The organism is Blautia sp. MSJ-9 (assembly GCF_018919065.1).
Lineage (GTDB): Bacteria > Bacillota > Clostridia > Lachnospirales > Lachnospiraceae > Blautia_A.
In genome coordinates this window covers 25,863-48,956 of record NZ_JAHLQG010000043.1, presented here as the reverse complement: position 1 = coordinate 48,956, position 23,094 = coordinate 25,863, and the positions used below count along the sequence as shown (strand labels likewise).

General features: G+C 40.4%; 17 protein-coding genes, 2 tRNA genes and 1 riboswitch. Of the genes, 4 read left to right on the top strand and 15 right to left on the bottom strand.

The window, feature by feature from the left end:
* Positions 1-104: 104 nt before the first annotated feature.
* From KQI87_RS11925 to KQI87_RS11915, 3 genes are all read right to left on the bottom strand, one after another.
* Positions 105-953: a carbohydrate ABC transporter permease gene (locus KQI87_RS11925; RefSeq protein ID WP_216460329.1), complete on the bottom strand. Its 849-nt coding sequence runs from the start codon at positions 951-953 to the stop codon at positions 105-107.
* Between the two features lie 3 nt (positions 954-956).
* A complete protein-coding gene (locus KQI87_RS11920) occupies positions 957-1,859 on the bottom strand; it encodes a carbohydrate ABC transporter permease (protein ID WP_216460328.1) in 903 nt (300 codons plus the stop codon).
* A gap of 366 nt (positions 1,860-2,225) precedes the next feature.
* Positions 2,226-3,593 carry an extracellular solute-binding protein gene (locus KQI87_RS11915; RefSeq protein ID WP_253292502.1) on the bottom strand — a complete coding sequence of 456 codons (1,368 nt, stop codon included), beginning with the start codon at positions 3,591-3,593 and terminating at the stop codon, positions 2,226-2,228.
* A 444-nt stretch (positions 3,594-4,037) separates the two neighbouring features.
* Here KQI87_RS11915 and KQI87_RS11910 point away from each other — a divergent pair, with 444 nt between their 5' ends.
* The 3 genes from KQI87_RS11910 to KQI87_RS11900 all read left to right on the top strand — a co-directional run bounded on the left by KQI87_RS11910 (position 4,038) and on the right by KQI87_RS11900 (position 7,045).
* Positions 4,038-5,222, top strand: a complete 1,185-nt coding sequence (locus tag KQI87_RS11910) for an iron-containing alcohol dehydrogenase (RefSeq protein ID WP_216460327.1) — start codon at positions 4,038-4,040, stop codon at positions 5,220-5,222.
* A gap of 263 nt (positions 5,223-5,485) precedes the next feature.
* Positions 5,486-5,558: transfer RNA gene (locus KQI87_RS11905), tRNA-Phe, on the top strand.
* 203 nt (positions 5,559-5,761) lie between these two features.
* Complete coding sequence (locus KQI87_RS11900) at positions 5,762-7,045, top strand: O-acetylhomoserine aminocarboxypropyltransferase/cysteine synthase family protein (RefSeq protein ID WP_216460326.1); 1,284 nt, start codon at positions 5,762-5,764, stop codon at positions 7,043-7,045.
* 122 nt (positions 7,046-7,167) lie between these two features.
* On the opposite strand, the gene KQI87_RS11895 is transcribed toward KQI87_RS11900, so the two are convergent.
* Positions 7,168-8,262 (bottom strand): 3D domain-containing protein, encoded by a 1,095-nt coding sequence (locus KQI87_RS11895; protein WP_216460325.1) that lies wholly within the window; start codon positions 8,260-8,262, stop codon positions 7,168-7,170.
* 275 nt (positions 8,263-8,537) lie between these two features.
* Between KQI87_RS11895 and KQI87_RS11890 the strand changes: the two genes are divergently transcribed.
* Positions 8,538-8,610 (top strand) — tRNA-Gly (locus tag KQI87_RS11890).
* A 227-nt stretch (positions 8,611-8,837) separates the two neighbouring features.
* Here KQI87_RS11890 and KQI87_RS11885 read toward each other — a convergent pair.
* The 11 genes from KQI87_RS11885 to codY all read right to left on the bottom strand — a co-directional run bounded on the left by KQI87_RS11885 (position 8,838) and on the right by codY (position 22,825).
* Positions 8,838-10,022 carry a phosphoribosylaminoimidazolecarboxamide formyltransferase gene (locus KQI87_RS11885; RefSeq protein WP_216460324.1) on the bottom strand — a complete coding sequence of 395 codons (1,185 nt, stop codon included), beginning with the start codon at positions 10,020-10,022 and terminating at the stop codon, positions 8,838-8,840.
* A 177-nt stretch (positions 10,023-10,199) separates the two neighbouring features.
* Complete coding sequence (locus tag KQI87_RS11880; protein ID WP_008705693.1) at positions 10,200-10,913, bottom strand: IMP cyclohydrolase; 714 nt, start codon at positions 10,911-10,913, stop codon at positions 10,200-10,202.
* A 59-nt stretch (positions 10,914-10,972) separates the two neighbouring features.
* Positions 10,973-11,053, bottom strand: a riboswitch (ZMP/ZTP riboswitch).
* 297 nt (positions 11,054-11,350) lie between these two features.
* Positions 11,351-12,679 (bottom strand): IS200/IS605 family accessory protein TnpB-related protein, encoded by a 1,329-nt coding sequence (locus tag KQI87_RS11875; RefSeq protein ID WP_216460323.1) that lies wholly within the window; start codon positions 12,677-12,679, stop codon positions 11,351-11,353.
* Positions 12,680-12,880: 201 nt separating this feature from the next.
* Positions 12,881-14,431: an IS3 family transposase gene (locus KQI87_RS11870; protein ID WP_216460322.1), complete on the bottom strand. Its 1,551-nt coding sequence runs from the start codon at positions 14,429-14,431 to the stop codon at positions 12,881-12,883.
* 218 nt (positions 14,432-14,649) lie between these two features.
* Positions 14,650-15,336, bottom strand: coding sequence for a peptidoglycan recognition protein family protein (locus tag KQI87_RS11865; protein ID WP_216460440.1), 687 nt, complete (start codon positions 15,334-15,336; stop codon positions 14,650-14,652).
* A gap of 425 nt (positions 15,337-15,761) precedes the next feature.
* Positions 15,762-17,219 carry an IMP dehydrogenase gene (guaB, locus tag KQI87_RS11860; RefSeq protein WP_216460321.1) on the bottom strand — a complete coding sequence of 486 codons (1,458 nt, stop codon included), beginning with the start codon at positions 17,217-17,219 and terminating at the stop codon, positions 15,762-15,764.
* Between the two features lie 156 nt (positions 17,220-17,375).
* A complete protein-coding gene (locus tag KQI87_RS11855; RefSeq protein WP_216460320.1) occupies positions 17,376-17,879 on the bottom strand; it encodes a DUF6106 family protein in 504 nt (167 codons plus the stop codon).
* A 125-nt stretch (positions 17,880-18,004) separates the two neighbouring features.
* Positions 18,005-19,153, bottom strand: a complete 1,149-nt coding sequence (locus tag KQI87_RS11850; protein WP_216460319.1) for a hypothetical protein — start codon at positions 19,151-19,153, stop codon at positions 18,005-18,007.
* Between the two features lie 426 nt (positions 19,154-19,579).
* Positions 19,580-21,199 (bottom strand): chaperonin GroEL, encoded by a 1,620-nt coding sequence (gene groL, locus KQI87_RS11845; RefSeq protein ID WP_216460318.1) that lies wholly within the window; start codon positions 21,197-21,199, stop codon positions 19,580-19,582.
* 151 nt (positions 21,200-21,350) lie between these two features.
* A complete protein-coding gene (gene groES, locus KQI87_RS11840; RefSeq protein WP_008705701.1) occupies positions 21,351-21,635 on the bottom strand; it encodes a co-chaperone GroES in 285 nt (94 codons plus the stop codon).
* A gap of 401 nt (positions 21,636-22,036) precedes the next feature.
* Positions 22,037-22,825, bottom strand: coding sequence for a GTP-sensing pleiotropic transcriptional regulator CodY (codY, locus tag KQI87_RS11835; protein ID WP_216460317.1), 789 nt, complete (start codon positions 22,823-22,825; stop codon positions 22,037-22,039).
* Between the last annotated feature and the right edge of the window lie 269 nt (positions 22,826-23,094).

Genomic DNA, 23,094 nt, shown 5'->3' with positions numbered 1-23,094 from the left:
ATTTCACATATACTCGTGTACACGATTAGGGGGCAAAAATTTTGCCCCCTTAATATCATACCATGTTCAACGGTAAATGGACACAACAGATTCTGCGGAAAGAATCACCCCTTTACAGCACCTGCTGTCATACCTTTTACCAGTTTATCCTGGAAGACAATAAACATGATAACCATTGGTAAAAGTGTTAATGTAAGAACTGCCATGATCATTGGTGTGTTCATGGAGTACTGTCCCTGGAATTCCCAGATTGCCAGCGGCAGTGTACGATTCTGTGCGGACTGTGTCAGTGTATTTGCGAATGAGAACTCATTCCACATATTTACACCATTGTAGATTGCCAGTGTTGCCATTCCAGGTTTGGAAAGCGGCAGGATCATGGAGAAGAACATCTGAATTTTTCCACATCCATCAATTTCAGCGGATTCTTCAATTTCTCTCGGAATCTCTTTCATAAAGCTGGTCAGAATAAATACAGAAATCGGAACTGCGAATGCAATATACGGTCCGATCAGTGACCAGATTGTGTCATAAAGTCCTGTTGACTTTGACATTTTAAATACAGGAATCAATGTAATATGTACAGGAATTGACATACATGCTACGATGATCGCGTAGATCGGCTGTGCCATTTTGAATTTAAATCTTGCCAGAGGGTAAGAAGCACATGCTGAGATAAACAGTAACAGGATCAGAGAGATTGCCAGAACAATTACACTGTTCTTAAAATAGTTTCCAAATCCACCTGTAAGTACTTCCGTATAGTTAGACCAGTTCAGTTTATCAGGAAGCTGGAATACACCTTTGGTAAGCATTTCAAATTTCTCTTTGAAAGAGTTCAGTACCATGAATACAAAAGGCATAAATGATACGATTGCTGCACCGATAGCAAGAACAAAAGCAATGATCCAGGCTATGATGCTTTTTCTTCTACTTTTCTTATAGCTGTCCATTCCTTAATCCTCCTGTTTTCCGTTGATGAGTTTCATTGTGATCATAGATACCATTGTGATCAGGATAAACATACCGCCTGCAATGGCAGAACCATAACCCATGTTAAAGTTCTTGAATGATTCTTTGTACATATAGGTTGCCATCAATTCTGTAGATGTACCAGGACCACCGCCTGTCATAACATAGATCAGGTCGAAGTATTTCAGAGATCCAACCATTGAGAGGATGGCTGCACTCTTGATTGACGGAACAAGAAGCGGAAGTGCAATCTTCCAGAAATACTGTCCTCTTGTAGCGCCGTCGATTCTGGCTGCTTCAAATACATCATATGGAATGTTTGTGTAACCAGCCATAAAGTAAACCATGTAGAATGGTGTAAACTGCCATGCAATGATAAGGATAACTGTAAGCAATGCTAATTTCGGGTTACCGAGAAGGTCAATGTTGCCGCCTCCGAACCATCCGGAAATTGTGCTGACAATACCGCCGTTTGTTGCAAGTGCATATGTGAAAAGGAAACCGATTGCAACAGAAGACATAAGCATTGGGATAAACCAGATAACTTTAAAGACTGTAAGTTTCTTACCGCCAAAATCAAGGAATGTTGCCATTGCAAGTCCTAGCGGAATCTGGATAACAATGGATAAAACCATGATAATAACGTTGTTCTTAAATGCTGTCCAGAATTTTGTATCCTTGATCAATTTTGCCCAGTTTGCAAGTCCTATCATCTTTTTGTCTGCGGAAATACCATTCCACTGATATCCACTGGTGATGAATGTATCAATGATTGGATACGCGATAAATACTACTAACAAAATGACTACAGGTGCCAGAAAGAGTGCCGCTGTCTGACGTGTTTTTCTCTGTCTTAACTGAGCCAGAGATATCCCTTTTTCATTCATTTTGGTGCCTCCCTTTTATTATTTTCATGTTTGATCATCTGACCTAAAGTGTGCCAGAGTATGTTTGAAAAATACTTTCGGAATATGTTTAGATATATATTTTTAAGATAATTTTGATATATTTCCTGACATGCTGTTTGACATATGATCTACTTTGAAATGATTTTTCAAGCACGCTCTGTGTGCTCACATATTTTTCAAAAAAAAAATCCTGCTTACAGGATTTCCCTCCTGTGACGGGTCGCTTCAGCGACATAATTTTCTATCATATTAAGATTAAGAAGGGGTCTGCACTTTTAACATGTGCAGACCCTTCTTTTCTCACCTTACTCAGGTCAGCATGAATGCCTGCTTTACCTTAAAAGATTATTCAGCATCTTCCTCTGCTGCTGCGTCATCTGCTGCTTCTTCTGTGTCCTCAGCTGCACTGGAATCAGATTTAGTGCTTAAATATTCATCCATAGCTGCCTGCATTTCTTCCTGTGCTTCCTGTGGAGTCTTTGTCAGACCAAATACTTCCTGTAAGCCATCAAGATGTGCAGATGCAACAGATGTTGGCAGGTACTGATCATACCACAGCTGGATAGAGGATGCGTTTTCAGCTGCATCAAAGATTTCCTGTACAACAGGGTCTGTGATGTGGTCGCCTGCGTCTTTTACAGGAACAATCTTGTTGTTGGAGTATGTGATATCAGCAACTTCGTCTGATAAGTGGTCTGCTGCACACTCGAATGCTGCTGCAAGTTTGTCGCCTTCGCAGTTGAAGGAAATGAACTGGTCACCTACAGTACCGATCTGGATTGTAGAATCAGCGTCAGATCCGTCGATTGCCGGGAATGGGAACCAGCCGATCTTCTGATAGAATTCTTCACTGTCAGACTGGAATGTTCCTGTATACCATGATCCGCAGAGCAGCATACCTGCTGTTTCCTGATACATTAACTGCTTAGCCTGTCCGTCATCCTCGCTTAAGGAGTTTACACCATCCGGGAAGTATCCGTTGTTAACCCACTCCTGAATCTTCTCACCTGCTTTGATGAAGCAGTCATCTGTAAATTTGCCTGTTCCTGCAACTGCATTCTGGAATGGTTCCAGTCCGCCATAACGAGCTGCCAGAGACATAAAGTACATGGAACCTGTCCATTTAGATCCGTTAGCAAGTGCAAATGGTGTGATTCCGTTCTCTTTTAATGTTGCACAGATGTTCTCCAGATCTGCTAATGTTTTCGGCTCTTCCAGTCCGTACTGTTCAAACATCTCTTTATTGTAGAAGATACCAGCCAGTGATACGTTCAGATATGGGATTGCATATACATGTCCGTTGTAGCTTCCCTGCTCGATAGCTGCATCCAGAAGTTTATCTTTGATATCAGACTGATCAAGAAGATCATCAATCGGCTGAGCAAATCCGGAATCAATGTATTCGTACATTGGGCCACCTGACCAGCTTGAGTACATATCAGGGCATTCACCAGAGCTCATAGCGATAACAAGTTTTTCTTTGTATGTATCGTTCTGGATGGATACCTGATTTACTGTGTAGCCTGACTCTGTTTCTTTGTTGAACTTATCTACTGCTGCGGTAACAATATCTTTGTCCGGGCTCTCTACCGCGATGTTCCAGTAAGTAATTTCTTTGTCGTCAGCTGCAAATGCAGTTGTCTGTGCTGCCATAGGTACCACCATAGCTGCTGTCATGGCAAGTGCCATAATCTTGTACATTCTTTTCTTCATTTCTTATTTCCTCCTTTTTTTGTTCACTTTGTATATTTAAGTGTATTTATCATATCATTTCGTTCGCATAATGCCCATAAAATTTTCTGTCCAAAATCTATAAATTTCTGTCTTTCCAATTTAGGTGTGTAGAAAATTATAGGTATCTGTGAAGAAATTTATAGATACATTTCAGCGCAGCCATTCTTTTCCTGTCTTTTAATATATTTTTAAATTTTTTATTATTTTTTGACTATTTTCCTATTATTTGCTTTAATAATATTGTACGTTACTGTCCCCGTTTTCACTGATAATAACAAAACACGGCCAGTAACTATTGTACTTATAAACGAAACATTATTCACTGGTACTGTTTGCCAGCTTACTGTTTGTGAAACCTACATATCTATATAGCATTACAGCTAACAGACAGTCTGTTAAATCATCGGAGGTAATTTAGATATTATGAGAAATTTTGAATATTATACACCAACCCGCGTCATCTTTGGAAAAGATACCCACCTTCAGGCAGGTTCTCTGCTGAAAGAATATGGAGCAAAAAAAGTGCTGATCCACTATGGCGGTCAAAGTGCTGTACGTTCCGGGCTGATCAGTGAGATTTCTGCTAATCTGAAAGAAGCTGGACTTGAATATGTTACTCTGGGCGGCGTTGTACCTAATCCACATCTTTCAAAAGTCTATGAAGGAATTAATTTATGTAAAAAAGAAAATGTAGATTTCATCCTGGCTGTAGGCGGTGGAAGTGTTATCGATTCCTCCAAAGCAATCGGATACGGCGTTGCAAACCCGGATACAGATGTATGGGATTTCTGTCTGAAAAAGGCAACTCCGGTAGGTTGCCTTCCTATCGGCGTAGTCCTCACAATTGCAGCTTCCGGAAGTGAAATGAGCAGTTCCAGCGTTATCACGAACGAAGAAACCAAAGAAAAACGAGGCTGCGCAAAAACTGATTACTGCAGACCCAGATTTGCCATCTTAAATCCACGCCTCACATACACACTCCCTCAGTATCAGACAGAAAGCGGCTGTGTAGATATCCTTATGCACACCATGGAACGCTACTTCGTAAATATTGAAACCATGGAGATTACCGACAGTATCAGCGAATCTCTCATGCAGACAGTCATCTACAATGCCCGCATTCTCATGAAAGAGCCAGACAACTACAGTGCCAGGGCAGAAATCATGTGGGCCGGAAGCCTCTCCCACAATGGCCTGACCGGATGTGGCACAGGCGGTGGTGACTGGGCCTGCCATCAGCTTGAGCATGAACTTGGCGGCGTCTACGATGTCACCCACGGTGCCGGGCTCGCCGCCATCTGGGGAAGCTGGGCCCGTTACGTTTACGAAGTAAACCCGGAACGTTTTGCGCAATTCGCAACTAACGTATTCGATATCCCATGTGGAACCGACTATAAAGAAACAGCCCTCGCTGGAATTGAAGCAATGGAAAACTTTTTCCGTTCCGTGGAAATGCCAACCAGTTTACATGAACTGGGGCTTGACCTCACTGAGCAGGAAATCCATGACCTTGCATTCAAATGCAGCTTTGAAGATACCCGCACCATTGGCGTATTCAAACAGCTCAATATGAAAGATATGGAAAAGATATACCTTATGGCCAGATAAGGTATATCTCCACCATTTTGTTACTGTTCACTCCGTGTCCAGTAACACGCTTCGCGATGCACAGAATTTATGCTAATCGCATAAATTCGCGCGGTATGTCTCGGGTTTTCTGTGACCTTCGCTCACACAAAACACCTCGCGGGATATTACCTGTGAACAGTAACACCATTTTCTCTTTTTTCGCAAAATTTTAAATTTTTGCTTGCATTCAAACAATCTATATGCTATTATAAAACTCGTGGTGAACATATCACATACCAAATGCCCAGATAGCTCAGTTGGTAGAGCAGAGGACTGAAAATCCTCGTGTCGCTGGTTCGATTCCGGCTCTGGGCATTTTTTTGTTATCTTTTATCTCATGACTGGTTAGAAAAAGCCTGGGCATTTTTTATTATCTTTTTTGTTGTCTTCTCTAATTTTCAGCGTTATAATCTTTTTATGGCTATCATGAAATTTTGTATCAATATCATCAATATTTTCCCAATATTAATACAACGTTTTATTGAAGCAACATTTAACATAAGAAAGGAAACTATCTCATGAGTGACTTCAAACTCGAGACTAAATGTCTCCATTCCGGTTACACTCCATCTAAGGGGGAACCATGTGCACTCCCGGTTTATCAGAGTACCACTTATAAATATGATACCACTGATGAAATGGGCCAGCTCTTTGATCTGAAGGCAGAAGGATATTTCTATACCCGTCTGCAGAACCCGACCAACGATGCTGTAGCAGCAAAAATTGCTGATCTGGAGGGCGGTGTTGCCGCAATTCTTACCTCCTCCGGACAGGCAGCTAACTTCTATGCCGTCTTCAATATCTGCGAAGCAGGTGACCACGTTGTCGCAGCTTCCACTATTTACGGAGGAACGTTCAATCTCCTTGCTGTTACATTTAAGAAACTCGGTATTGACTGTACCTTTGTTGACACAGATGCAACACCTGAAGAAATCGCTGCTGCATTCCGTCCGAACACCAAAGTACTTTTTGCAGAAACCATTGCAAACCCTGCACTGGTAATTCTGGATATCGAGAAATTCGCAAAGGTTGCTCATGAGCATGAAGTTCCGCTTATCGTAGATAATACCTTCGCAACCCCTGTAAACTGTCGTCCTTTTGAATGGGGTGCAGATATCGTTACCCATTCCACAACCAAATATATGGACGGACATGCTGTACAGGTCGGCGGCGCCATCGTTGACAGTGGTAACTTTGACTGGGATGCCTATGGACACAAATATCATGGTCTGACAGAACCGGATGAATCTTATCACGGCGTTGTCTACACCAAACAGTTTGGAAAAAAAGCCTACATTACAAAGGCAACTTCTCAGCTGATGCGTGATCTGGGTTCCATTCCTTCTCCAACAAACTGCTTCCTGCTGAATCTCGGGCTGGAAACCCTTCCGCTTCGTGTAGAGCGCCACTGCTATAACGCACAGAAAATCGCAGAGTTCCTGAATGCCCACGAAAAGGTATCTCACGTAAACTATGCCGGACTTCCGGATGACAAATATTATCCACTAGCTCAGAAATACATGAACAGTGGCAGAACATGTGGTGTTATTTCTTTTGAACTGACAGGTGGCAGAGAAGCTGCGGTACGATTTATGGACAGCTTAAAACTTGCTACTATCGCTACTCATGTGGCTGCATCCAAGACTATGATCCTGCATCCAGCAAGCCATACCCATCGTCAGATGAATGATGAACAGCTTGTAGAGGCCGGTGTATCACCTGGAATGATCCGTCTCTCCGTTGGTATTGAAAACGTAGAAGACATTATTGCTGATATTGAACAGGCACTGAAAAACGCATAATACGCAAGAGAGAGTTCTTCAAGCAAATTTCTCTGACTGCTAAAAACGTTTGATCAACATAAAAAATCCGACAGAAGTGAGAATGCTCCTGTCGGATTTTCTATGTTGTCTGTTTTTCAGTTTTACTGAAGTAAATATACATCTGTATAATATACGCCCTTATCTTCGCCTTCCTGGTGAGTCGCAACGTAAATATCGATACAATTCTGCTTGATCGCACCACCACAATCCTCTGCAACGTAAACCTGTCCATTGATTACGACTTTTGATCCATATGGAATCTGAGACGGATCTACTGCAATCGTATGATTGGTTGTCGCAGTCACACCAGACGCTGTAACACCATTTGCCCATGGACCACAGCAGATACTGCAAGGACAGTAATGTGTGATCTTAAATGTTCCCAGCGGCTTCAAAGTTGCATCAGAAGATACTGCAACCGGAGTACCGATCTGTACTCCATTAACAGCTTCTCCCTTATCTGCAGTCACACCTTCTACAGCATCCGCAAATACCCCTTTGCCTTCACTCTTATGGATCACTCCTGCTTCCTGACCATCAACTTCTGCAATCTTCGTTTCCTCTTCACTCTCCTGCGTATCTGTCACATTCTCCAGCACATTGGTAGGAATATATCCGATCGTATTCTTTCCCGCATCATTTTTATAGGAAATCTGACTCCAGATATCATTTACCGTAGCAAGACGTTTGATCTCATCCTCCTGGATAACCTCACCTACTACCTCTCCATCTTTCTTACCCGGATAATCCAGAATGTCACTGTCTTTTAATGCTGTAAAAGTACCCTTTGCAGTTTTCACCTGGTCACTGTCATTGATATTCTTTGTTCTGACATACCCGATGATCTTCTGTGCTCCCTTTTTATTCTTGTACTCGTAAGTTACCTTGCTCCAGCCATTATCACATACAGCAACACGCTCCACATTTGTTCCGAGATATACTTTCTTTAATTTTCCGGCATCCTTTCCCGGATTAGATCTTATATATGTATACTTGATGGATATAGAAACTGTATCTGCCTTGGCAACTGCAGTCACCTTCTTACCGTTGCCATCATCAATTTCAAAAATCTGTGGAGTTTTATTGTCCTGCTTATACGCATTGATCGTTCCCTCATAATCAAGGATATTCGCTGATACCGTAGTCGGAACCATCAGTGAAAAACAAAGCGTCAGCATCATCAGTCTTTTCTTCATGACTAAATTTCATCTCCTTTATTGCTTTTCATTCCTGTCCACTATTTACACAGGAACTTCTTTGCATTTGTTAATCATAGCACAGCCCCTGATGTTTTGCAATTTTCCTTCTTCAGACTTCACGAAATGTTCAGATTTTATATTCTCTGATACGCAAAGAAAAATATATATTTGAAATTTTATAAAAAAGTGAAAAAAACATTTGACAAAAAGAACTTTTTATAGTAGTATATATTTTGTCGCTGAGGTAACTGTTTCAGCAAAAAATAATAAATGCGATAGTGGCGTAGTTGGTAACGCGCGACCTTGCCAAGGTCGAGACCGCGGGTTCGAGCCCCGTCTATCGCTCTTAGAGAATCAGCTGTTGCTGGTTCTTTTTATTTTATCATCTACCAGGTTCTTACATTATTTCTTATAGTACCTCTTATATTATTCACTATCTCCCATCTTCAATACCAGTGCAAGACAAATAAAGATCGTGGGCGCATTTGCATAAGTTTTAGAAAATTTTTTTTCTTAAACTCCGAAACCACACCCACGATCTTTATTTGTCTCGCACGTCCCTTTTATATTTCTTAGTGATGGAATAATCTAATTCCAGTAAAGCTCATTGCCATTCCATATTTATTACATGTATCAATTACATCCGCATCACGCACAGATCCACCCGGCTGAGCAATATATTTTACACCACTCTTATGCGCACGTTCAATATTATCACTGAACGGGAAGAACGCATCAGATCCAAGAGTAACATCTGTCATCTGATCCAGCCATGCACGTTTCTCTTCTTTTGTAAATACTTCCGGTTTCTCTGTGAAAGTTTTCTCCCACATACCATCAGCAAGTACATCCATATATTCATCCCCGATATAAACATCAATGGCATTGTCACGCTCTGCACGGGAAATGCTGTCCTTAAATGGCAGATTCAGCACTTTCGGGCACTGGCGAAGGAACCAGTTGTCTGCCTTCTGTCCTGCAAGTCTTGTACAATGTACACGTGACTGCTGTCCTGCACCAACACCGATAGCCTGTCCATCTTTTACGAAGCATACAGAGTTGGACTGTGTATATTTCAGAATGATCAGAGAAATCTTCATGTCACGCTTTGCTTCCTCTGTAAGTTCTTTATTCTCAGTCACGATATTGGAAAGCATTTCATCGTCAATGACAAGTTCCTGACGTCCCTGTTCGAAAGTTACTCCAAATACCTCTTTATGCTCCAGCGGAGCCGGTACATAATTCTCATCAATCTGGATAACATTGTAGTTGCCCTTTTTCTTCTGTTTCAGAATTTCCAGTGCTTCCTCTGTATATCCAGGTGCGATGACACCATCAGATACTTCTCTCTTGATGAGAAGTGCTGTATCTTTATCACAAACATCAGAAAGAGAAATGAAATCACCGAAAGAAGACATTCTGTCTGCACCACGGGCTCTCGCATAAGCACATGCCAATGGAGAAAAATTCTTCCAGTCCATATCATTAACCCAGTAAATTTTTGCCAGTGTCTCTGTCAGTGGAAGCCCTACTGCTGCACCTGCCGGAGATACATGTTTAAAAGATGTAGCTGCTGGAAGTCCTGTTGCTTTTTTCAGGTTTGTTACCAGCTGCCATCCATTAAATGCATCCAGGAAATTGATATATCCTGGTCTTCCGGAAAGCACTTTGATCGGAAGTTCAGAACCATCTGCCATATAAATTTTAGCAGGTTTCTGATTCGGGTTACAGCCATATTTTAATTCGAATTCTTTCATTGTATTAATCCTCCGTATGAACGAAATAAATATTCCAAAATTGATTTCTGTAAATAATCCTTTACTGCAAAAGCATTGTCTTCTGTTCACGGTAATCTGCGCATATTATCTGTGTTCAGGCTACTATTCATTCTGTGCACAATAACACGATTCAGTAACTGACTCCGTGACTGACTGTTATTTATTTTTATTAATGATCTTACTTTCGTACTTACCAGTCTCAATATCAATATATCTCACAAACAGAGATACTTTGTTATCTTCGTTCAGGCTGTTCCAGAGAAGTTCTGCAAACTCATCCATATCATCCGGAATTGCTACCAGTTTCGGTTCGCCTTCAAAGCTTGGAAGTGGATTTCCGTCACATTTATAAGTATGGATGAAATGTCCCTCTCCTGCAATGGCATTCTCGTATGCAAATGTGTATCTGTTACATGCATCCGGATTTCCGTTGTTGCTCTTGAGAATTGACATTGCATAGTTGAATTTTCCGTTCTCTACGTGCATAACACCGGAGATACGAGGTGTATAGTTCGGACCGTCCGGCTCGAATTCTCTGCTTCTTAAGGACTGCTCAAAAGTAAGCTGATGATCCATTCCCTCATAAATGGTATCTGTCTGATCTCCGTTAGTTACGATTGTTTTGTTTCCCAGTACACGTACAGGTGCATAGATGATCAGACTCGGATCTGTAAGTTTGGACGGATCAAACGCCTGGGTACGGATTCCCTCACCATCCTCTACAAATACTCTGTTTCTGCTGTTCTCGCTTCTGCCCATGATGAAATAAGCTGTCACTGCTTTCTTACCGTCTGCGGAACGTCCGATTACAATTCCTCTTCCAGGATAGGAATTCTCTTTCAGTTCTTTTTCCAGTGATAACATTTCCATAGTTTTTTCTCCTTTTCTTTAAAAATAAGGTCAAAAAAAGCCTGGGAAACCCTTTATCTCCAGGCTGCCCAGGCGGTCGGCTCATATCCACGCTGCACTCCCTGTAGGTGATCCTACTTCCGCCAGTCATGCAGGCACTGTTGTGAAAAACTCACACGCTGTTATTATAGTACAATACTTCTTTGCGGATTTCAAGGCAAATTTTTTTGCAGGCTGCTGATTTTCTTTATGATTTCCCTCGTGATTTTTTATGCCCTCCATGTGAATTAAAAACTTTATCCTCACACGACTGAAGTCGCGTGCTTCCAGACGCTTTAGGCGTCAGACTGAATATCGGTGGATACGCCTGTAACTTAGGTGCGCAGTTATGCGTATTTCCCATGCCGGATATGGCTGGTTCCCACATTACAGGTAGTCCGCTGTATATCTGCCTGTATCTATGCTGCTTTTAAGAATTCCATTTCTGAATGGAGTTTCCTCAGATCTGCATAGACACATGAGGTCCTACGCTTTACAGAAGGGACTTTTGCCTCCAGTAAAGACCTTTCCGTTGCCGGAAGGGGTTTTAAAAGTTCCCTTATAAAATATCTCGCCCCTATATTACAGGATGCTGACAGGTCACAATTATATCGTTTTCCTGTCTGGAAAGTACAGATGCTGTGATTTTCCCAGTCACGTGTTACCACCCCGGAACCATCATAAGCCAGTCTGCTGGTATTCCATGCACAGATTCTGGATACCCGCATCCCTTTCCTGTGTGCCTGATGTTCACAACACTTCTGGATATCTCTTTTTCTCCACAGGTGCAGTTTCTGCTTTTTCTTTCCCGATATCTTCCCCTGCATCTCCAGATACTCGAACACGATCACATCTGCATGGTTTTCTTCCGCATATCTTACAATCGCACCTGCAATCTTTTTGCCCAGTTCTGTATTCAGACGTTTCGTATATGCCCATCTTCCCTGTGTCTGCGCAGAACCATGTTCCCTCTGGAATCTGCGGATCCGTCCCAATGTATGGTACATCCGGTCTTTTTCACTGGGATGATTGATAAATTTTCTTCCCAGGACAGTTCCGTCTGCCCGCATGATGGTACAGACTGCATCGGTATTAATCCCTAAGTCCACACTGCAGATGATCTGTTCTTTCATAGGTGTTTTGGTAAGTGTTACTTCTTCTGTATAGGAAAAACGCAAAAAATACTTCCGATGTCTCTTTTCCAGAGTCGGGGCAGATGCCTTTTTCCCTGACCAGTATTTTCTCAGATATTCCATATCTGTATGCTCCAGACGTACACAGAACCATTTCCAGTCATGGCCGTCATAGAGTTTCAGGTATGCTTCGTCTTTCCCTTCCGCTCCCTCACGGTACATGACATCACGGTAGAAGACCGGCATGGCATGGTTTTCATATACAAGCTTTGGTTTCCCGCTCTTTCCGTCTGTCTTTTCCCATAGATCCAGCCGTGTTTTATAAGAGGATACTGTCCCCAGTGCATGCTGAATGGCAGATCTGCGCAGATAGGAAGGCATCTTTGGGAACCGGATATCAAAATCAAAACAGGCATGGTTTTTCTTCGTAGTATGTACCAGATGTTCTGCAGCATTAAAACGCCTCTTTGCATCCGGGATTTCTGCTAATTCTTCCCATACCTGCACATAAATTCCAATCAGATAGCTGACAGCAGAACGGTATATCTCCAGTGTCTGGCGGATCGGGATATTCTGTTTTCGTAATTCTACACCATAACTGGATATTATCTGCATTTTTATTTCTCCCTGATAACTCTTTTCTCAGATTCTGTTGTTTTTTCTACTACCCATGGCTATATTTTAGCACATATAGTGCCAGAAGTAAACATATGTTCTTTCTTTGAATAAAAAATTTGCGCGTCTAACTCATCACGGTTAAATGTATTTTTAAATTCTACCTTGCAAGAGTAAAGGGGGTGCGGACGTTTTCTTGGACTAAGTTGCTATTCCTAGACTACGTCTATACTCAAGTGGGCTCATTCCACCAAGTGACATTTTGATTCGATCTTCATTATACCAGTGCATATATTTATCAAGTTCATTAACGAACGATTCTATAGAAATATGATTCCAGTTTCTGTTATAAAACATTTCATTCTTGAGGCGGCCAAAGAACCCTTCACATGCAGAATTGTCCGGAGAACATCCTTTTTTTGACATAGAACGGGTCAGTGCAGCCCCATCCATCAAGTTTATCCAATCTGGCCATCGATAATGACAACCTCTGTCCGAATGAACCAAAGGACGTTCATTATCTTTCAATGTGTCAATTGCGTTGACAAGCATGGTATTCGCCAGCTCAGCATTTGGTGAAGTTCCTATTGTCCATGAAACAGCCATACCATCAAAGCAATCTATTATAGGCGAAAGATAAATTTTTCCTGCAGGTATATGAAATTCAGTTATATCGGTAAGCCACTTCTGATTTGGTTGAGGTGCTGAAAAATCGCGATTGATTACATTTTCAACCTCTGGACTTAATTCACCTTTATATGAGTTGTATTTACGTTTCTTTGTTGTTTTTACTAGTAGTTGTTCCTCATTCATTATACGACGAACGACTTTTTCAGAGACAATAATGCCCTCTCGTTTTAGCAGACAATGTATACGCCGATAGCCATATCTTTCCTTATTGTGCACAAAGAGTACTTTTATTTTCTCGCGAATCTCTTTATATTTATCTTCACGTTTTATGCATTGTACCTGATAACAATAACTGCTTTTAGAGAGCCTTAGAACCGGTAATAGTTCATTTAACTTATATTGATTTCGTAGGGCATCAATCAAGAATACTTTTTCGCGATTTGTCAATTTATCGAGACTGATGCCCTTCTCTTTTTTTAAGATATCACCGGCTTTTTCAAGGACATCTCGTTCTAATTGCAACTTGTATACATCGCGTTCGAGGCGTTTGACTTTTGCTTCTAATTCAGCCTTTTCGCGCATCAGTTCATCAATAGATTTATCATTAGCAGAGGGTTGTTGCATTTTCAATATTCTCCCTTCGCTAAGCAGCTCTTTTCTCCAAGTGGAAACCGCAGAAGGGGTAACACCGTATATCTCAGCAATTTGTGATATCTTTAAGTTACCTCTGCATGATTCCATAACTGCCTGGATTTTTTCCTCTTGAGAACATCTTACATGTGGTTTAAAAGATTTACAACGTCTTTCTCCTTCTTCTGGATAAAGTTCTTTAACCCATTGAATGAGAAGTGGTCGACTGGGATACCCTAGATTCTTAACCGTCTTCAATGCATTACAATCGTGACTAAAGTAGTAATCAACAGCATCTCGTTTCTCTTTATCAGAAAATTTGCTGACTTTTTTACGACCTTGATGCAGATCATTGTACTGAGAGTACTCACGGTACCAGTGCTTTAAATTGGTCACATCAGGATACCCCAATTTACGTACAGTATACGCAGCATTGTAACCACAGTTAATATAAAACTTTACAGCGCGGATACGGTCTTCGTATGAATACATATGAACCTCCTAAAACTTATTTGGTCCAGGATTCTGTCCGCACCCCCTATGTTAGAATGTAGAATTTACTTTTTCATTCAAGCTCTAACTCATCACTAAAGTAACGAGAATGCGACGCGCAGTTATTCAAAAATGCAAATGTCAAGCGAATGAAATAATCTTCAAAATGTTCCTTAAATTTTCTGGGATTGCTATAAATAACAGATTATCGGCCTCTATTAATTATTCTGTAAGCTATAGTCTGTCTCAATCTGCGCTGCAATATCTGCTTTCATCTGTAACCATGCATCCGGATTCTCCACATAATATTTCGGACAATCTTTTCCTGTGACATCATAATGGCGAATCACATTTTCTGAAGTTAAATCAAACCTTGTGCAAAGCCACGCTGTTAATTTTACTACCGAATCATACGTTGCATCATTAAATTTTCCTGTCTCATCAGGATGACAACACTCGATAGATAATGTATCTACATTGCGGGAATTTGTTGCGTAAGACATCTCTGAAGTTGGAATACACTGTACTACCTCTCCCTCCAGTCCCACCACAAAATGACTGCTTACTTTTGTATCATGAGTATTCGCTAAATTTTCAAAATAGTTCCGGTTAGCAATCGCTGTTGCTCCCGGATTTGCAGTATAATGAACCGCTATATACTGTACACTCTCAATTGGAATCTGCGGTCTGGAATATTCATTCGGTGTAAGCAATTCCACATCTATGTATGGTGCCCCTTCTTTCTGCCATTGTTCCGGACCACCGGAAGAATCTGATGAATCTGTTTCTGACTGTTCTGTATCAGAAACCACTGTGTCAGAATTATGTATAAATCCTCCAATACTCCATCCATTTTCACTCATACGATTTATAACGATCCATCCCGCCAGAACTATAATAACCATCAGTAAACCGATAATAAGAACCCTTTGATTTCTCTGTCTGACCCTGCTGCTTTTCCCCCGTTTCTTTCTGCCTGCAGGTTTTTTTGCCGCATATGGCTTTGCAGATTTTACAGTCTTTGAAATTCCATTTTTCTTTGCTGTTTCTGCTGTCTTGGTTCTTCGTGATCTCACTGTCGTTTTTGCTGTTTTGGTCCCCGTTCTTTTCCTTTTTGTCTGTTTCTGCATTTTTACCTTCTCTTATAATTATATTGGTTCTATAGCACTCCTCGGAAATAATGCATCTTAACCCAGCTATCCCCCATCATATATTTATTACGCCTCTTCCAATGAATAATAAACAAAAAACACCCCGGTCAGCATGCCGGAAGGTATTTGCTTTCCTTCCACTAGCAGCCAACCAGGGCATATATTACTGTAAATCTTTATTATTTATCATCTACGCTATAGTTTGGCGCTTCTTTTGTGATGTGAATATCATGTGGATGAGATTCCTTAAGAGATGCAGCAGAAATCTTGATGAATCTGCCTGTTTCTTTAAGCTTCTCAATAGTTTCTGCTCCACAATATCCCATACCGGAACGGAGACCGCCCATGAGCTGGAATACAGTATCCTCAACATGTCCTTTGTAAGCAACACGTCCTTCTACGCCTTCCGGAACAAGTTTCTTCGCATTCTCCTGGAAGTAACGGTCTTTACTTCCGTTCTCCATAGCTGCGATAGATCCCATACCGCGGTATACTTTATATTTTCTGCCCTGATACAGTTCGAATGTTCCCGGGCTCTCGTCGCATCCTGCAAACATGCTTCCCATCATGCAGACATTCGCACCGGCTGCGATTGCCTTTGTGACATCTCCGGAATACTTGATACCACCGTCTGCAATGATCGGGATTCCGTATTCTTTTGCTGCTTCGTAACAGTCCATGACAGCTGTGATCTGCGGAACACCGATACCTGCAACAACTCGTGTGGTACAGATAGATCCAGGTCCGATACCAACCTTAACTGCATCTACACCGGCCTCGATCAGAGCCTTTGTCGCAGCACCTGTTGCTACGTTACCTGCGATTACCTGCAGTTCCGGATATGCTGCCTTGATCTCGCGTACAGCCTTCAGAATGTTCTCTGAATGTCCATGTGCAGAATCAATTACGATCACGTCTACAGATGCCTTTACAAGTGCATCAACACGTGCAAGTACATTAGCAGTGATTCCTACCGCAGCACCGCAGAGAAGACGTCCCTGCTCATCCTTTGCAGCCAGAGGATATTTGATCTGTTTCTCAATATCTTTAATAGTAATTAAGCCTTTTAAGTTAAAGTCATCATCTACAATGGGTAATTTCTCTTTACGGGATTTTGCCAGAATCTTCTTGGCTTCTTCCAGTGTGATTCCTTCTTTGGCTGTGATCAGTCCCTCAGAAGTCATGCACTCTTTGATCTTCTTACTGAAATCTGTCTCAAATTTCAGATCACGGTTGGTAATGATTCCGACCAGTTTTCTGCCTTCTGTGATCGGCACACCGGAGATACGGAACTTCGCCATTAACTCATCTGCGTCCTTAAGTGTATGTTCAGGAGATAAATAGAAAGGATCTGTGATAACACCGTTCTCAGAACGTTTTACCTTGTCTACTTCTTCTGCCTGCGCTTCAATGGACATATTCTTATGAATAATACCAATACCACCCTGTCTCGCCATAGCGATCGCCATGCGATGCTCGGTTACTGTATCCATTCCTGCACTCATCATAGGAATGTTCAGTTTAACCTTCTTTGTTAAGTAAGTTGTGACATCTACCTGATTCGGAATTACCTTTGAATATGCCGGAACTAACAGCACGTCATCAAAAGTAATGCCTTCACCAATGATAGTACCCATTGCATTTCCTCCCTTGTGTATATGAAATTGAATTACTACTATTGTCTGTTACAATATAAGAATTCTACAGAGCATTCCCTATATTGTAATAAATAAAAAGGAACCAGCAACTGGCCCTTTTATTTTTCACAAGTGTAACAAAAATCAGTTTCTATGTCAATCCAAAAAAACTTTGTTCGGTGCTGAATTTTTCATAGCTTTTGCAAGTGCTTCATCTGGTTCCAGAATAATCTTGCATAAATCTCCGTCCAGTCTTGTGATGACCCCGAAACGTTTATGTTCTGAATTTCCTGATGAAAAATCCAATACTTTCATCTTCTGGTTTCCGTTGTAATAGTCCATTCTGTGGGAATTTAGCGGAGCTGCCAGATCTGCCTCTGATAATTTGAAACTCTTTACTCTCTTTCTTTTTGTCTTTGACATGATCATGTCGATGTCGAAATCGCCATTGATAAACAGATATTCAAATTCTACATCTGTTTTCGGGATTACAAAGTAACATGCAATTCCACATACAACAGCCACGATCAGTGCCAGTGGTGTGATAAAGAGTCCTGCCGCTACTGCCAGAACTGTCAGAACGATCAGTCCATATTTAATCAGGCTGTCTTTGGCAGTTTTGTCTTTCTTTACCAGTAATTCTGAATACAGGTCGCCCATTGTTTCGTCTCCTTTTCTTATGTTTTATCCGAAAGATTCCGGATTGGTTAACAGGTATTATAGCACAAAAAAGAACTGTCGTCTATGCGGCAGTTCTTTACATTCAATTGTTCTTTTACTATTATTTACTTTATCCTCATTTTCACATAGTTAGATGATTCTGATGTTATAATACCTGATCCTCGATTCTGAAATGCAAGAACTTTATAATAATAGGTTATATTTCTATCTACAGTATTATCAATATATTTATTGTCCCCTGTCACAGTCGCAATTTTTTCATACTTTGGTTCTTTTGTGCTACGACGATATACATAATATCCCTGTGCATTATTAACTGTGTTCCAACTAAGCATTGCTTGTCCTCTCGAAGCTGAATAAGAAGTAATATTTACAGTACTAACAATAGGTTCTAGCTGTAAATGGTAAATCTTTCCTACAGCATTGCATGAATTAGTTACTTTTACAGTAAGATCACCAGTACATTTTGCAATTTTTAATATCTCATCAGTTCTAACATACTGATATGTTTTTAACTGTTTTTCATTTAAATCTCCACCCTGTTCAATCTCCACACTTTCCAAACGTTTATTACCATTTTGAAAAAATTCTATTTTCCAAGAGGGCTTTTTTGAAATATCAACACTTCCATCTATCTTAAATGTCAAAAGAGCTCCATTTGTTCCATCCATTTTAAAGTTATATATATCTTTATCCTTCTGACCGTACAAATTCCCTGTATATTCTTTATTTGGCACAGCTTGATTTGGTTTCTCATATGGAGAGAATGTTTCATTTTCCCATGAATCTGATTCCATATAATTTACTTTTAAATTATATGTGTCTTTTTTCCCCGCTCCGCTGACAGGCTTAACCATAATATAATATCTTCCAGGTGCTAAGCCTAATACATAGCTTCTATTTTTAAATAATTCTCTCTTAGCCTCATCATATACATAAAAACTCCATTTTGCATTTGCTGATGGATTATCACTTCCTCTTTTCAGTACAACCTGTGAACATCCTTTTTTTGTAATTGTAAACTTATACCAATCTTTATCGTTTTTTTCTGATACACCTTTCATCCATGTTTTTAAAGGAAGTTCATCAGCTAAACCAAATGTGTCATTGGATTTAGTTGAATCAATCAGTTCGCTTTCCATCAGCATACCTGCCTGTACCTGTGCCGCAGGATTGATAGCAGCTACACAGAGTGCCATTGTTGCACCTGCAAAAATAGCTTTTACAATCTTTTTTGCTTTTTCTCTTAACATAACTTTCCTCTCCTTTTCTTTCCCGTAAATTTATAAAATATGTTTCAGCATATTTTTATCTTGTTGTTTTTCTCCTTCCCTTTGATATGAAAATAACTTATAAAACAAATTTTATTCTAAATATTGTTTTACAAAAAAATTTTAGCATATTCCAAAGGCAGATTTCAACATATATTGTTATTATTATCCATATTTTCAAATAAATAGTTCTATTTTTCAAAAATATCTGTTTTCTATTCGTATAATGTTTTGGTTTTGCTCACCTTGTAAATTTATAATACAGCGACTCTTCATAAAAATGTTTATAACCTGATGAATGACCATATTTTTATGACGAACAACATCTTTTTATACAAAAAACGGCGTCCCATGAACCTTTCGATTCACGGAACGCCGTTCTGAATTTTATATTTTACTTTTAACGGATTACATCATTCCCATTCCCGGGTTAGCAGCCGGTGCCGGTGTGTCTTCTTTGATGATTGCAACAGCAGATTCTGTTGTAAGTAATGTAGATGCAACGCTTGTAGCGTTCTGAAGAGCACTTCTTGTAACCTTTGCAGGGTCAAGGATGCCTTCGCTTACCATGTCTACATATCTTTCATTCAGAGCATCGAAGCCCATTCCTGGTTCGGATTCTCTTACTTTGTTGATGATCACGGAACCTTCCAGTCCTGCATTTGCAGCAATGCGGAACAGAGGAGCTTCCAGTGCTTTCAGGATGATGTTTGCACCTGTCTTCTCATCACCTTCCAGAGTTGCTGCAAGTTTTGCAACTTCTTTGGATGCGTGGATGTATGCAGATCCGCCACCTGCGATGATACCTTCTTCAACTGCTGCTCTTGTAGCTGCAAGAGCATCTTCCAGACGAAGTTTAGCTTCTTTCATTTCTGTTTCAGTGGAAGCACCAACACGGATAACAGCTACGCCGCCAGCCAGTTTAGCAAGTCTTTCCTGTAATTTTTCTTTATCGAATTCAGATTTTGTTTCTTCGATCTGTCCACGGATCTGAGCAACACGGTTTGCGATTGCATCTTTGTCACCCATACCATCAACGATAACTGTATTCTCTTTTGCAACTTTAACAGATTTTGCACGTCCTAACTGTTCCATAGTTGCATCTTTCAGTTCCAGACCAACTTCTTCAGAAATTACCTGGCCACCTGTAAGGATTGCGATATCCTGAAGCATTTCTTTTCTTCTGTCGCCATATCCCGGAGCTTTGACAGCTACTACCTGGAATGTTCCTCTTAATTTGTTTACGATCAGAGTTGTAAGAGCTTCACCTTCTACATCTTCAGCGATGATAAGAAGTTTAGCGCCAACTTTTACGATCTGCTCCAGTAATGGGAGGATTTCCTGGATGTTGCTGATCTTCTTGTCTGTGATCAGGATGTATGGATCTTCCAGGTTTGCTTCCATTTTTTCCATATCTGTTGACATATATGCGGAAACATATCCACGGTCGAACTGCATACCTTCTACAAGGTCAAGTTCTGTGTGCATTGTCTTGGATTCTTCTACTGTGATAACGCCGTCTTTGGAAACTTTTTCCATAGCGTCTGCTACTAACTGTCCAACTGTTTCATCGCTTGCAGAAATAGATGCAACGTTTGCAATCTGTTTCTTGCCGCTGATTGTCTGGCTCATGTTCTTGATTGCTTCTACAGCTGTATCTGTAGCTTTCTTCATACCTTTTCTCAGGATGATCGGGTTAGCGCCTGCTGCCAGGTTTCTCATTCCTTCGTGAACCATAGCCTGTGCAAGAACTGTAGCTGTTGTTGTACCATCACCTGCTACATCGTTTGTTTTGGAAGCAACTTCTTTGATCAGCTGAGCTCCCATGTTTTCGAATCCGTCTTCCAGTTCGATTTCTTTTGCGATTGTAACACCGTCGTTTGTGATAAGCGGAGCACCGTATGGTTTGTCAAGAACTACGTTTCTTCCTTTCGGTCCTAATGTTACTCTTACTGTATCAGCTAATTTATTTACACCAGCTTCAAGAGCTGCTCTGGCTTCTGCGCCGAATTTAATTTCTTTTGCCATGATGAAATGACCTCCTGTTTAAATTCTATCGTAATCATCAGCGTCACCGTTAGATTTAAATATCTTCTATTGAAATCTCTCGAGAAATAATAGTATGCTGCCCAATGATTACGCTACATTGTTTATATTTCGATTTTATTTCTATTGTGCCTTATTTAACGATTGCAAGAATATCATTCTGTTTTACGATGATGTATTCTGTGCCGTCCATTTTTACTTCTGTTCCTGAATATTTGGAGTAGATAACTTTATCACCTACAGCAACTTCCATTTTTACTTCTTTGCCATCAACAACTCCGCCAGGTCCTACAGCTACTACTTCTGCCTGCTGTGGTTTCTCCTGTGCCTGTCCTGGAAGAACGATTCCGGATTTTGTTGTTTCTTCTGCTTCAACCTGTTTTAATACAACTCTGTCACCTAAAGGTACTAATGTCATGATCTATGATCCTCCTTTATTCTTCAACTTAATTTTGTTACCGTTTCCTCTGTATTGAATTCCGGCAACTGTTTCGGCGCTCTGTCTAACCTTGCCGATTTTTGCTAGCACTCATTTACTTCGAGTGCTAATCACTGTCCTTATATTATTGAAAACGGCCTGATTTCGCAAGTTCTTTTATCATTACAAAATAAAATATATTCTCTTATTTACTCTTCTATTCTCTTTTTTTCTTTCATTTTCTTAATTTGCAAATAATTTTAGTTTTTACAGCACTTTCTCAAAAAGAATCCTGTTGGCAAAATTCACATCTGTAGCAAAGGTTTCCGCAACCTAAAAAAGACCATCTGTCAAAAATGACAGACAGTCTTTCTTATTTTGTGTTTCTCAGATTATTTATCTCAGGATTTCTTACTGTTTCTCTGTGCTTTAATCTCTTCCAGTTCGTCAAAGATCACTTCATTAAGAACCTTGATATAGGTTCCCTTCATACCGGAAGATCTGGATTCAATGACACCGGCACTTTCAAATTTTCTTAATGCATTTACGATTACGGATCTGGTGATTCCCACACGGTCTGCAATCTTACTTGCAACCAGGATTCCCTCGTCTCCGTCAAGTTCGTCGAAGATATGAATGATTGCTTCCAATTCAGAGAATGATAAAGTATTAAACGCAGATTTCACTACCTGCTGCTTTCTGTCTTCCTCTGCATTCTCTTCATGAACAGCACGCATCATCTCCAGACCGACAACGGTAGTTCCATATTCGCTGACAATAATATCTTCAATATCATATGGTCTGTCATAACGGTACATAAATACTGTACCCAGTCTCTCTCCTGCAATATCTATCGGATTGATGATTCCCTGATAACTGCTTGACACATGCTCGAATCCCAGTGTCTGAAGATTCACATTCTCTTTTGTTGACAGTACGCCAAGAAATCTCTCATTTAATAATGAGTCCACATATCCGCCAACCTTATCTTCGATTAGCTCAGTGATCTCTTCTACACCCGGACATAAACTGACGCCCAGAACCTTTCCTTTTTTGCTGAGAACCAGAATATTGGAACTCAATGTTTCCATCAAAACCTGGCAGATATCATTAAATACCACCTTGCTGGAACTGCTGTTATGCAGAAGTTTGTTTATTTTTCTTGTTTTATCCAGCAACTGAACGCTCATATAGTCCTCCTTTCGCCTTGCATATATCTGAAGTCTTTTTCTCTACTGATCACAAAGTGAACAACACCATCTTTTCTGACACGATTCACGGAATGAACAGTAATTTTCTTCTGTTATGAAAGAAGATTCAGACATACTTGGTCATTAACATTACTCGTACTTTAATACTACACGTTTCACCGCCAAATTACAAGACAAATTTTATTATTTTTTAATTTATTTTTTCTTTTCTGAAAATAGATTCCTTTTACAAATATTATCCAATAAAT

Coding starts and splice junctions, on each gene's coding strand:
- KQI87_RS11925 (WP_216460329.1), bottom strand. CDS start 953: ATGGACAGCTATAAGAAAAGTAGAAGAAAAAGCATCATAGCCTGGATC.
- KQI87_RS11920 (WP_216460328.1), bottom strand. CDS start 1,859: ATGAATGAAAAAGGGATATCTCTGGCTCAGTTAAGACAGAGAAAAACA.
- KQI87_RS11915 (WP_253292502.1), bottom strand. CDS start 3,593: ATGAAGAAAAGAATGTACAAGATTATGGCACTTGCCATGACAGCAGCT.
- KQI87_RS11910 (WP_216460327.1), top strand. CDS start 4,038: ATGAGAAATTTTGAATATTATACACCAACCCGCGTCATCTTTGGAAAA.
- KQI87_RS11900 (WP_216460326.1), top strand. CDS start 5,762: ATGAGTGACTTCAAACTCGAGACTAAATGTCTCCATTCCGGTTACACT.
- KQI87_RS11895 (WP_216460325.1), bottom strand. CDS start 8,262: ATGAAGAAAAGACTGATGATGCTGACGCTTTGTTTTTCACTGATGGTT.
- KQI87_RS11885 (WP_216460324.1), bottom strand. CDS start 10,022: ATGAAAGAATTCGAATTAAAATATGGCTGTAACCCGAATCAGAAACCT.
- KQI87_RS11880 (WP_008705693.1), bottom strand. CDS start 10,913: ATGGAAATGTTATCACTGGAAAAAGAACTGAAAGAGAATTCCTATCCT.
- KQI87_RS11875 (WP_216460323.1), bottom strand. CDS start 12,679: ATGCAGATAATATCCAGTTATGGTGTAGAATTACGAAAACAGAATATC.
- KQI87_RS11870 (WP_216460322.1), bottom strand. CDS start 14,431: ATGTATTCATACGAAGACCGTATCCGCGCTGTAAAGTTTTATATTAAC.
- KQI87_RS11865 (WP_216460440.1), bottom strand. CDS start 15,336: ATGGTTATTATAGTTCTGGCGGGATGGATCGTTATAAATCGTATGAGT.
- guaB (WP_216460321.1), bottom strand. CDS start 17,219: ATGGGTACTATCATTGGTGAAGGCATTACTTTTGATGACGTGCTGTTA.
- KQI87_RS11855 (WP_216460320.1), bottom strand. CDS start 17,879: ATGGGCGACCTGTATTCAGAATTACTGGTAAAGAAAGACAAAACTGCC.
- KQI87_RS11850 (WP_216460319.1), bottom strand. CDS start 19,153: ATGTTAAGAGAAAAAGCAAAAAAGATTGTAAAAGCTATTTTTGCAGGT.
- groL (WP_216460318.1), bottom strand. CDS start 21,199: ATGGCAAAAGAAATTAAATTCGGCGCAGAAGCCAGAGCAGCTCTTGAA.
- groES (WP_008705701.1), bottom strand. CDS start 21,635: ATGACATTAGTACCTTTAGGTGACAGAGTTGTATTAAAACAGGTTGAA.
- codY (WP_216460317.1), bottom strand. CDS start 22,825: ATGAGCGTTCAGTTGCTGGATAAAACAAGAAAAATAAACAAACTTCTG.